Source organism: Micromonospora sp. NPDC004551, from assembly GCF_040609975.1.
Classification (GTDB): Bacteria; Actinomycetota; Actinomycetes; order Mycobacteriales; family Micromonosporaceae; genus Micromonospora.
The window spans coordinates 1-10,354 of sequence record NZ_JBEXLM010000066.1 but is presented as its reverse complement, the minus strand read 5'-3'; the positions used below and the strand labels follow the sequence as shown (position 1 = coordinate 10,354).

8 protein-coding genes are annotated in these 10,354 nt (G+C 72.8%); 3 read left to right on the top strand and 5 right to left on the bottom strand.

Features of this window, described 5'->3' with window-relative positions; translation table 11 throughout:
* Positions 1-157: 157 nt before the first annotated feature.
* On the bottom strand, positions 158-3,673 hold the full coding sequence (metH, locus tag ABZW14_RS33975) for a methionine synthase (protein ID WP_355355276.1): 3,516 nt from the start codon (positions 3,671-3,673) through the stop codon (positions 158-160).
* A 169-nt stretch (positions 3,674-3,842) separates the two neighbouring features.
* Here metH and ABZW14_RS33970 point away from each other — a divergent pair, with 169 nt between their 5' ends.
* From ABZW14_RS33970 to ABZW14_RS33960, 3 genes are all read left to right on the top strand, one after another.
* A complete protein-coding gene (locus ABZW14_RS33970) occupies positions 3,843-3,974 on the top strand; it encodes a hypothetical protein (RefSeq protein WP_355355274.1) in 132 nt (43 codons plus the stop codon).
* Positions 3,971-4,840: a PAC2 family protein gene (locus ABZW14_RS33965; protein ID WP_030504102.1), complete on the top strand. Its 870-nt coding sequence runs from the start codon at positions 3,971-3,973 to the stop codon at positions 4,838-4,840. The genes ABZW14_RS33970 and ABZW14_RS33965 overlap by 4 nt, the downstream gene beginning before the upstream one ends.
* Before the next feature lie 114 nt (positions 4,841-4,954).
* Positions 4,955-5,746 carry a GntR family transcriptional regulator gene (locus tag ABZW14_RS33960; protein ID WP_355355272.1) on the top strand — a complete coding sequence of 264 codons (792 nt, stop codon included), beginning with the start codon at positions 4,955-4,957 and terminating at the stop codon, positions 5,744-5,746.
* A 109-nt stretch (positions 5,747-5,855) separates the two neighbouring features.
* Here ABZW14_RS33960 and mshC read toward each other — a convergent pair whose 3' ends face one another.
* The 4 genes from mshC to ABZW14_RS33940 all read right to left on the bottom strand — a co-directional run bounded on the left by mshC (position 5,856) and on the right by ABZW14_RS33940 (position 9,381).
* Positions 5,856-7,094, bottom strand: coding sequence for a cysteine--1-D-myo-inosityl 2-amino-2-deoxy-alpha-D-glucopyranoside ligase (gene mshC, locus ABZW14_RS33955; protein WP_355355269.1), 1,239 nt, complete (start codon positions 7,092-7,094; stop codon positions 5,856-5,858).
* 67 nt (positions 7,095-7,161) lie between these two features.
* Positions 7,162-7,980 carry an SCO1664 family protein gene (locus tag ABZW14_RS33950; RefSeq protein WP_355355266.1) on the bottom strand — a complete coding sequence of 273 codons (819 nt, stop codon included), beginning with the start codon at positions 7,978-7,980 and terminating at the stop codon, positions 7,162-7,164.
* A complete protein-coding gene (locus tag ABZW14_RS33945; protein WP_355355263.1) occupies positions 7,977-8,555 on the bottom strand; it encodes a DUF3090 domain-containing protein in 579 nt (192 codons plus the stop codon). The genes ABZW14_RS33950 and ABZW14_RS33945 overlap by 4 nt, the downstream gene beginning before the upstream one ends.
* Before the next feature lie 112 nt (positions 8,556-8,667).
* Positions 8,668-9,381, bottom strand: coding sequence for a histidine phosphatase family protein (locus tag ABZW14_RS33940; protein ID WP_355355279.1), 714 nt, complete (start codon positions 9,379-9,381; stop codon positions 8,668-8,670).
* Between the last annotated feature and the right edge of the window lie 973 nt (positions 9,382-10,354).

Below are 10,354 nucleotides of genomic sequence, written 5' to 3'. Positions count from 1 at the left end.
GGCCTCAAGACCGGCATCGAGCCGAGCTGGGCCAACAAGGTCCAGCGGGTGCTGGATCTGCCCGAGCCGCCGGAGGAGCTACGGCCGACGCAACGCCCGCTCAGCACGGACTGACCGCGCCGTCCGGCCTCCGCACGCGCCAAACCGGGTCAGGTCATCACTTGGCGTTGAAGTAGCTCGCCTCCGGGTGGTGCACCACGATCGCGTCGGTGGCCTGCTCCGGGACGAGCTGGAACTCCTCCGAGAGCTGGACGTTGATCCGCTCGGCGCCGAGCAACTCCACGATCTTCGCCCGGTCCTCCAGATCCGGGCAGGCCGGATAGCCGAACGCGTACCGGCAGCCCCGGTAGTCGGTGCGCAGCAGGCCCGCCACGTCCGCCGGATCGTCGTCGGCGACCGTACGCCCGCCCGGCAGGACCAGCTCCGCGCGGATCCGCCGGTGCCAGTACTCGGCCAGCGCCTCGGTGAGCTGCACCGACAGGCCGTGCACCTCCAGGTAGTCCCGGTACTCGTTGCCGGCGAACATCTTCGCCGTGTACTCGCTGATCGGCTGCCCCACCGTGACCAGCTGCAACGCCACCACGTCCAGCTGCTCGCCCTTGGGACGGAAGAAGTCCGCCAGGCAGAGCCGGCGCTCCTGCCGCTGCCGGGGGAACGAGAACCGGGCCCGCTCGGAGTGCCCGTTCTCGTCCAGCACCACCAGGTCGTTGCTCTCCGAGTAGGCCGGGAAGTAGCCGTAGACCACGGCGGCCTCGAGGATCTGGTCGGAGATGAGCCGGTCCAGCCAGTAGCGCAGCCGCGGCCGGCCCTCGGTCTCCACCAACTCCTCGTACGACGGGCCCTTGCCGCCCCGGGCGCCGCGCAGCCCCCACTGGCCCAGGAAGGTGGCCCGCTCGTCGAGAAGCGCCGCGTAGTCGGCCAGCGGCACGCCCTTGACCACCCGGGTGCCGAAGAACGGCGGGGTGGGCACCTCCACGTCGACGGCCACGTCGGAGCGCACCGAGGCGTCGTCCAGCTCCGGCAACGCCTCGCGGACCATGGCCCGCTGCCGCTCGCGCCGCTCCCGCCGGGCCGCCAGCGCGGCCTCCCGCTCCGGGTCGACCACCGGCGCGCCGCCCCGCTTGGCCGTCATGACCCGGTCCATGAGGGACAGCCCCTCGAACGCGTCCCGGGCGTAGTGCACCTGCCCCGGGAACGCCGAGCGCAGGTCGTCCTCCACGTACGCCCGGGTGAGCGCCGCGCCACCCAGCAGCACCGGCCAGCGCTCGGCGACCCCGCGCGCGGCCATCTCGGCCAGGTTCTCCTTCATGATGACCGTGCTCTTGACCAGCAGGCCGGACATGCCGATGGCGTCGGCCCGGTGCTCCTCGGCGGCGTCGAGGATCGCGTTGATCGGCTGCTTGATGCCGATGTTCACGACGTCGTAGCCGTTGTTGGACAGGATGATGTCCACCAGGTTCTTGCCGATGTCGTGCACGTCGCCCTTGACCGTGGCGAGGACGATCCGCCCCTTGCCGTCGTCGTCGGTCTTCTCCATGTGCGGCTCCAGGTAGGCCACCGCGGTCTTCATCACCTCGGCGGACTGGAGCACGAACGGCAGCTGCATCTGGCCGGAGCCGAACAGCTCACCGACCACCTTCATGCCGTCGAGCAGCAGGTCGTTGATGATGGACAGCGGCGTACGCCCCTCGGCCATCGCCGTGTCCAGGTCGGCCTCCAGGCCGTTGCGCTCGCCGTCGATGATCCGCCGCTTGAGCCGCTCGTCCAGCGGCAGCGCGGCCAGTTCCTCGGCCCGGGTGGCCCGCGCCGAGGCGGCGTCGACGCCCTCGAACACCTCGATGAACCGCTGCACCGGGTCGTAGCCCTCGCGGCGCCGGTCGTAGACCAGGTCGAGCGCGATCTCGCGCTGCTCGTCGGGGATCTTCGACATCGGCAGGATCTTGCTGGCGTGCACGATGGCCGAGGTCAGGCCGGCCTGCGCGCACTCGTGCAGGAACACCGAGTTGAGCACCTGCCGGGCCGCCGGGTTCAGGCCGAACGAGACGTTCGAGATGCCCAGGGTGAAGTTGACCCCCGGGTAGCGGGCGGCGATCTCCCGGATCGCCTCGATCGTCTCGATGCCGTCGCGGCGGGTCTCCTCCTGCCCGGTGGCGATCGGGAAGGTCAGCGCGTCGATGAGGATGTCCTCCCGCCGCAGCCCCCACCGGCCGGTCAGGTCGTCGATGAGCCGGCACGCCACGCGTACCTTCCAGTCCCGGGTGCGGGCCTGGCCCTCCTCGTCGATGAGCAGCGCCACCACGGCGGCGCCGTGCTCCCGGACCACCGGCATCACCCGGGCGTAGCGGGACTCCGGGCCGTCGCCGTCCTCGAAGTTGACCGAGTTGACCACGCACCGGCCGCCGAGCATCTCCAGCCCGGCCTCGACCACCGCCGGCTCCGTCGAGTCCAGCATGATCGGCAGGGTGGAGGCGGTGGCGAACCGGCCGGCCAACTCCCGCATGTCCTGCGTGCCGTCCCGGCCGACGTAGTCGACACACAGGTCCAGCAGGTGCGAGCCGTCCCGGGCCTGGCTGCGGGCGATCTCCACACAGGCCTGCCAGTCGGCCGCGAGCATCGCCTCGCGGAACGCCTTCGAGCCGTTGGCGTTGGTCCGCTCCCCCACCATCAGGATGCTGGCGTCCTGCGCGAACGGCACGTGGTGGTAGATCGACGAGACACCCGCCTCGGGGCGCGGCTCCCGGGTCACCGGCCGCCGCCCGCGCAGCCGCTCGACCAGCACCCGGATGTGCTCCGGGGTGGTGCCGCAGCAGCCGCCGACCAGGGCCACGCCGTAATCGGTGACGAACTGCTCCAGCGCGTCGGCCAGCTCGACCGGGCTCAGCGGGAAGTAGGCGCCGTCGGCGGTCAGCACCGGCAGACCGGCGTTCGGCATCACCGAGACCGGGATGCGCGAGTGCTGGGACAGGTAGCGCAGGTGCTCGCCCATCTCGGCCGGGCCGGTCGAGCAGTTGAGGCCGATCAGGTCGACGCCGAGCGGCTCGATCGCGGTCAGCGCCGCACCGATCTCGCTGCCCAGCAGCATGGTGCCGGTGGTCTCCACGGCGACCTGGCAGATGATCGGGACGTCCCGCCCCAGCTCCACCCGGGCCCGCTTCGCGCCGACGACGGCGGCCTTGACCTGGAGCAGGTCCTGGCAGGTTTCGATGATCAGCGCGTCCGCCCCACCGGCGATCAGGCCGGCGGCGTTCTCCTGGTACGCGTCCCGCAGGGTCGCGTACGCCGCGTGCCCGAGGGTGGGCAGCTTCGTGCCGGGCCCCATCGAGCCGAGCACGAACCGCGGCTGCTCCGGCGTCGAATACGCGTCGGCGGCCTCCCGGGCGAGCCGCGCACCGGCCTCGGACAGCTCGCGGATCCGCTCCGCGATACCGTACTCGGCGAGATTGGGCAGGTTGGCGCCGAAGGTGTTGGTCTCGACGCAGTCCGCGCCGGCCGCCAGGTAGGCCTCGTGCACGCCGCGGACCACGTCCGGCCGCGTGACGTTGAGGATCTCGTTGCAACCCTCGAGGCCGTCGAAGTCGTCCAGGGTCAGGTCGGCCGCCTGCAGCATCGTCCCCATCGCCCCGTCGGCGATCAGGATCCGGTCCGCCAGCACATCGAGCAACGAAGTCCGCACACGGCCAGGTTAGTGCGGCGCGGCGTCGACGGGTCACCGCAACCTGCCCTTCCCACATACTGTCAGCGGGATCACCGCATACCTTTCATCCGTTTCGCCCGAGTGGTCGGGCCGGCCGACCGGCGCGGCCGACGGGCCGCGCCCCACGGCGGCACGTAGGCTGGCGGACGTGAAGGACATCAGCGACGCGACCGTGCGACGGTTCCAGGTCGCGGCGCGGCGCCAGACGCGCCGAGCCGGAGTGGTCGTAGGCGGGCGGCGCCCGGGTGCCGCCGGCGAGCAGGGTGAGGTGACGGCGTGACCGAGTTCGACGGACTGCCGGTGCTGCGGTCCCCGGTCGCCATCGCGGCCTTCGAGGGGTGGAACGACGCCGCCGACGCCTCGACCGCCGCCGTGGAGCACCTGGAGCAGGTCTGGCAGGCCCGGCAGGTGACCGAGCTGGACCCGGAGGACTTCTACGACTTCCAGGTGAGCCGGCCGACGATCACCATGGCCGACGGCGAGACCCGCCGGGTCGAGTGGCCGACCACCCGCTTCATGGTGGCCAGCCCCGAGGGCACCGAGCGGGACGTGGTGCTGATCCGGGGCATCGAGCCGAGCATGCGGTGGCGCACGTTCTGCGAGCAGGTGCTGGAGATCTGCCACAGCCTGGAGGTCGAGCGGGTGGTGCTGCTCGGCGCGCTGCTGGCCGACGTGCCCTACACCAGGCCACTGCCGATCAGCGGCAGCGCCTCGGACGCCGACGCCGCCAAGCGCTACCAGCTCACCCCCACCCGCTACGACGGGCCGACCGGCATCGTCGGGGTCCTGCACGACGCCTGCACCCGGGCCGAGGTCGACGCCGTGTCGTTCTGGGTGCACGTGCCCCACTACGCCAACAACCCGCCCTGCCCCAAGGCCACCCTGGCGCTGCTGCACCGGGTCGAGGAGGTGCTCGACCTGCCGGTGCCGATGGCCGACCTGGCCGAGGAGGCCGCCGAGTGGGAGCAGCGGGTGCGCAGCGCCGCCGAGCAGGACGCCGAGCTGGGCGAGTACGTGCGCGAGCTGGAGGAGCGGGTCGGCGACGCCGGCATCACCCCGCTGACCGGTGACGAGATCGCCCAGGAGTTCGAGAAGTACCTGCGCCGCCGGGGCGGTTCCGCGGGCCCCACCGCCGGCTCCTGGTAACTCCTCTTCGCCGAAGGCCGGGTCCTGCGGGGCCCGGCCTTTCCGCGTGTCCGGGGTGGCGAGGTCACCTCCGCTAGGGCATCCTAGGAACCTAGCTGTCAGGAGGAGGCGGGCATGCAGATCAATCCCGGCGCGGCCGAGTTCCCGCACCGGCAGATCGCCGCGCAGCTCAAGGCCCAGGTCCGCCGCGGCGACTGGGGCCCGGGCGAGCGGCTGCCGTCCATCCCGGCCATCGCCGAGATGTTCGGCGTGGCCAAGCAGACCGTGCAGCGCGCCGTCGACCAGCTGCGGGTCGAGGGCATCCTGATCACCAAGCCCGGCTCGGGTACGTACGTCCGGGGCACCCGGCGCCGCCTCAACCGGCTGTCCCGGGGCCGGTACGGCGGCTTCCGCGGCTACCACACCGACCTGGCCGCCCGGTACCGGCAGCAGCTCGTCTCGGTGGGCCGCGCCCCCGCACCGCCCGAGGTGGCCGACGCGTTCGGGGTGGCCGACGGCACCGAACTGCTCTGCCGGCGGCACCTGGTCCGCACCGACGACTCACCCGTGGAGGTGGGCGCCTCCTGGTTCCTGCCCACCGACACCGCCGGCACCTCGCTGGAGCGCGCCGAGGCGTTCGGCCGCCCGCTCTACCAGGAGGCCGAGGAGGCCACCGGCCGCCGGTACGTCACCGCGACCGACACCATCAGCGCCCGCCAGCCCAGCCGGGAGGAGGCCGAGATCCTCCAGATCCGCCCGGACACCCCGGTGCTGCACCTGCTGCACGTCGCCTACGACGCCCAGCGCAAGCCGATCGAGGTCGCCCATGCCACCTGGCCCGGCCCGATGACCACCCTGACCGAGGAGTACCGGATCCCCGCCCCGCAGGCGGAACCCGACCCGGATCCCGGCCTCGTCCTGGGGTGACCGCTCACCGCTGACCCTCACCGCGATCTTGCACTTCCCGCCCCTGGGGCGCCGTGAATGCCCGAGTTGGTCGGGGCAGGAAGTGCGAGATCGACGCGGTGAAGAGGACTCAGAGCGCGATGCCGAGGAGGGCGTCGACCGTGTCCGCGAACAGCTTCGGGGCCTCGGCGTCGTCGGCCACGCCGGCGAGGGTCTGGTTCACCCAGTCGTCCACGACCGCCAGTGCGCCGGGGGTGTCGAGGTCGTCGGCGAGGCGGGCGCGTACGGCGGCCAGGAGCTCGCCCCCGAACGGGCCGGCCGGCGCGGCGGCGGCCCGGCGCCAGCGGGCCAGCCGCTCCTGCGCCTCGACGAGCAGCTCGTCGGTCCACGAGCGGTCGCTGCGGTAGTGGCCGCCGAGCAGGGCCAGCCGGACCGCCATCGGGTCCACCTGGTCGGCCCGCAGCCGGGAGACGAAGACCAGGTTGCCCCGGGACTTCGACATCTTCTCGCCGTCCAGGCCGATCATGCCGGCGTGCACGTAGTGGTCGGCGAACGGCGCCTGGCCGGTCAGCCGCTCGGCGTGCGCCGCCGAGCACTCGTGGTGCGGGAAGATCAGGTCGTTGCCGCCGCCCTGGACGGCGATCCGGTCGCCGAGCAGGTTGAGCGCGATGACCGCGCACTCGATGTGCCAGCCGGGGCGGCCGGCGCCCAGCTCGCCACCCGGCCAGGACGGCTCGCCCTCGCGGGCGCCGCGCCACAGCAGCGGGTCGAGCGGGTCGCGCTTGCCGGCCCGGTCGGGGTCGCCCCCGCGCTCCGGGAAGATCTCCAGCATCTCGTCGCGGGACAGGTTGGACTCGTAGCCGAACGCCGGGGCGGCGGCCACGTCGAAGTAGACGTCGCCGGTGCCGTCGTCGAGCCGGTAGGCTGCGCCGTCCTTGAGCAGGACGAGGACCTTCTCGGCGATGTCCGGGATCGACTCGACCGCGCCCACGTAGTGCTCCGGCGGGATGATCCGCAGCGCCTCCATGTCCTCGCGGAACAGGGCGGTCTCCCGCATGGCCAGGACCTTCCAGTCCTCGCCGTCGCGCTCGGCCCGCTCCAGCAGCGGGTCGTCGATGTCGGTGACGTTCTGCACGTAGCGCACGGTCAGGCCGGCGTCCCGCCACATCCGCTGCACCAGGTCAAAGGTGATCATGGTGGCGGCGTGGCCCAGGTGGGTCGCGTCGTACGGGGTGATGCCGCAGACGTACATGGTGGCCGCGCCGTCCGGCTGACTGGGGTGGAGTCCTTGCCGCGCCGAGTCGTACAACCTCAGTGGCGTGCCCTTGCCCGGCAGCCGTGGCACCTCGTGTCCCGCCCAAGACTCCATGACCGCCAGCCTAACGATCCGTCAGGCGCTCAGGTGGCGCGCCTCGGGTGATCAACGCGACAGCGGCTCACATCGGCGGCCAGGGCATGGCCGGCCACTCCTCCGGCGGCAGCGGGAACCGCCCGCTCTGCCGCAGCCGGTCCACCCGGGCCGCCACCTCGGCGACCTCGCTCATGGTGAGGTGGTCGGCCAACTCCTCGCCGAGCGACCCGGTGAGCTGGCCGGCCAGCCCGTCGAGCATCTCCAGCGCGTCCGGCGGGAGCTGCCGGCCGGCCCAGCCCCAGAGCACCGTGCGCAGCTTCTCCTCGACGTGGAAGCAGACCCCGTGGTCCACCCCGTAGATCCGGTCGTCGGGCCCCACGAGCACGTGGCCGCCCTTGCGGTCGGCGTTGTTGATCACGGCGTCGAGGACCGCCAGCCGGGCCAGCCGGGGATCGTCGGCGTGCGCCAGCGCGTACGCGGCCCCGTCGTCGTCCCGGGCCGCGGCGACCGGGAACCAGCGCGGCGGCACCGTCTCGGCCGGCACGAACCCGACCAGCGGCTCGGCGTCCTCCGGCTCGTCGATCCAGAGCTGGCAGGAGCCGGGCCCGAACGGCCCGTCGCGCAGCACGGTCGGCGGCACCAGGTCCCAGCCGGTGGCCCGGGAGACCAGGTAGGCCGAAACCTCCCGGCCGGCGAGCGTGCCGTCCGGGAAGTCCCAGAGCGGGCGCTCGCCGCGGACCGGCTTGTAGACGCAGCGCGCGGTCACCCCGTCGAGCGTGAGGATGCCGCGCAGCGTGGCGTTGGAGGCGTCGACCAGCCGCCCCTCCAGGGTGAGTTCACCGTCGCTGAGCAGTCGCAGCGAGGCGGCGCCGTCCTGTCGGGGCTGAAGTTCGGACGACGTCACCGGTGGTAACCGTTGTGCCGGGGGCAGAGGTGACCGGCCGGGTCGAGCGGCTGGCCGCAGAGCGGGCAGGGCGGACGGCCCGCGTTGACCACCCGCCGGGCCCGCTCGATGAACGCGCGGGTCGCCTCGGGGGTCAGCCGGACCCGGAGCCGGTCGAGATCCTCGTCCGGTTCGTCCGGGTCCTCGTCGGTGTCGTCGTCCGCGTCGCCCAGCTCGACCTCGACCTCCGTCTCACCGGCGGCGATCGCCTCGATCACCACGGTGGCGGTGTCCACGTCGAAGGCCAGGCCCAGGGTGCCGACCCGGAACTCCTCGTCGACCGGGGTGTCGAGCGGGTCGTTGTCGCCGGTCACCGGAATCGCCTCCGGCAGCTGCACGCCGAACCGGCGCTGCGCCTCGGAGAGCAGCTCCTCCAGCTTCTCGGCGAGCAGGGACACCTGGACCTTCTCCAGCGCGACGCTGACCAGCCGGCCCCCGCCGCGCGCCTGGAGGAAGAACGTGCGCTCCCCCGGCGGGCCGACGGTTCCGGCGACGAACCGCTCCGGCGGCTCGAAGGCGTGCACCTGGTGGGTCATACCCACGACCCTATCCGGCGGGCGGAACCGTCGCGCAGCCCACCGACGCCGAATCCGCCCAGGGCGAAACGCCAGGGCCGACCCCCGCCGTTGCCGGGCGTGGCGCGGCGGCTCACCGAGCCGCCCCCGCGCCGCCGCCCACCGCCGCGTCCGAGTCGGTCGCCCTGGTCGCCCGCCGGCGCCGCTTGCGCGGCGGCGGGACCAGCCCGGCGAGGTCGCCGCCGGTGTCGTTGAGCCGGACCAGGAAGGGCCGCAGCGGCGTGTAGCGGATCGCGGTCACCGACGCCGGGTCGGCCACGATCCGCTGGAACAGATCCAGGTGTACGCCCAGCGCGTCGGCCACGATCGCCTTGATCACGTCGCCGTGGCTGCATGCCAGCCAGACCGCCTCGGGCCCGTGCTCGGCGCTGACCCGGGCGTCCCAGGCGCGCACCGCGGCGACCGCCCGCGCCGACATCGCCGCCATCGACTCCCCCTCGGGGAAGACGGCGGCGCTCGGGTGCTGCTGCACCACCGGCCAGAGCGGCTCCTTCGCCAGCTTCTTCAGCGGCTGCCCCTCCCAGGCGCCGTAGCCGCACTCGATCAACCCCTCCTCGACCACCGGCTCGGCGGCGGGCAGGGCCAGCTCCAGGGTCTGCCGGCAGCGGATCAGCGGGCTGGTCACCACCGCCGCGAGGGGCAGCCCCTTGAGCCGCTCGCCGACCGCCGCGGCCTGGGCGCGCCCGGTCTCGTCCAGCTCGACCGGTTGCCGACCGGCCAGGCCACCGTCGGCGTTCGCGGTGGTCCGGCCGTGTCGCAGAAGCAGGAGGGTCGCCACGCAGACCACCCTAGGCGCTGCCCACCCCTTGATCGACTGCACCACGGGATGTGGCGGTATCGGCCGGAAAGATTGTGACCGCCGACACCCTACCGCCCGGAACACCGGATGCGGTCGGGCCGTTGTGCAGAGCGTCGGTGTGCCCAGTGTCCCCGGGCCTCACCTAAATTGCCTTCGCGGAATACCGTTCGGCTGGAGCCGCGTCGCGCCACTCGCCGAGAGGCGACCTGCACACCGACACCCACAGCGCCGTCCGCCCCTCCGGGGGCGGGCGGCGCTGTCGTTGTGTGCCCTGCCCGGTGCGCATCCCCGCCCGGCGGTTGGCGCCAGGGTCCGGCCCCTGCCGGCCCTTGAACGCGGTGGGGAGGTCCGTGCCCAGCTCGGATGTTCGTGCCTGCTCGACCCAACCGCCCAACCGCCCTTGCTCTGCAGGCCCCACGCAACGCCCGCGGCGAAGGTGTTGCTTCCCTGGCTGCAGAGAGGCCACGCCGATCCGTTCACGTCATCAAGTTCGTAGCCGCCCGCACACCCTGCCTCGGGTCTGGGGCGAGTGTCCGGTTCATGCGCTGCCTCACAGGCTGAGTGGAACGCTGTGTGTGCCTCCGGGGCCCGGATACCTCCATAACGTTCGACCGGCCGTCGTGGTCTGGGCGGGGTGTCCGTTTCGCGGGGGTGGCCGGCGGGGGAATGGCCGGTGGGCGGGGGTCGTTGTACCCGGTGCACGACCGAGGACCACGGCCCCGCCCTGCGGGGTGGTCGGCTGCCCGCGCAGGTGGGTGTGCCGGGCCCGGAATGATGCCGGCCCGCCGGTCGTTGTACATGGTCCCGGCGCGACGAAGAGGCCCCGCCCCGCGCGCCGGATGACCCCCTTGAAGACTTTCCCCCCTTTTTTTGAGCGCCTGACGTGGTGCTTGCGCACAGGCCGACCCCCATCGGCGTGCGCGCCAACCCCCGAGGAGCTTTCTCATGAACACGATGCTGC

Bases quoted from the DNA above. Each gene is read 5' to 3' on its own strand.
- mshC (WP_355355269.1), bottom strand. From the start codon at position 7,094: ATGGAGTCTTGGGCGGGACACGAGGTGCCACGGCTGCCGGGCAAGGGC.
- ABZW14_RS33960 (WP_355355272.1), top strand. From the start codon at position 4,955: ATGCAGATCAATCCCGGCGCGGCCGAGTTCCCGCACCGGCAGATCGCC.
- ABZW14_RS33945 (WP_355355263.1), bottom strand. From the start codon at position 8,555: ATGACCCACCAGGTGCACGCCTTCGAGCCGCCGGAGCGGTTCGTCGCC.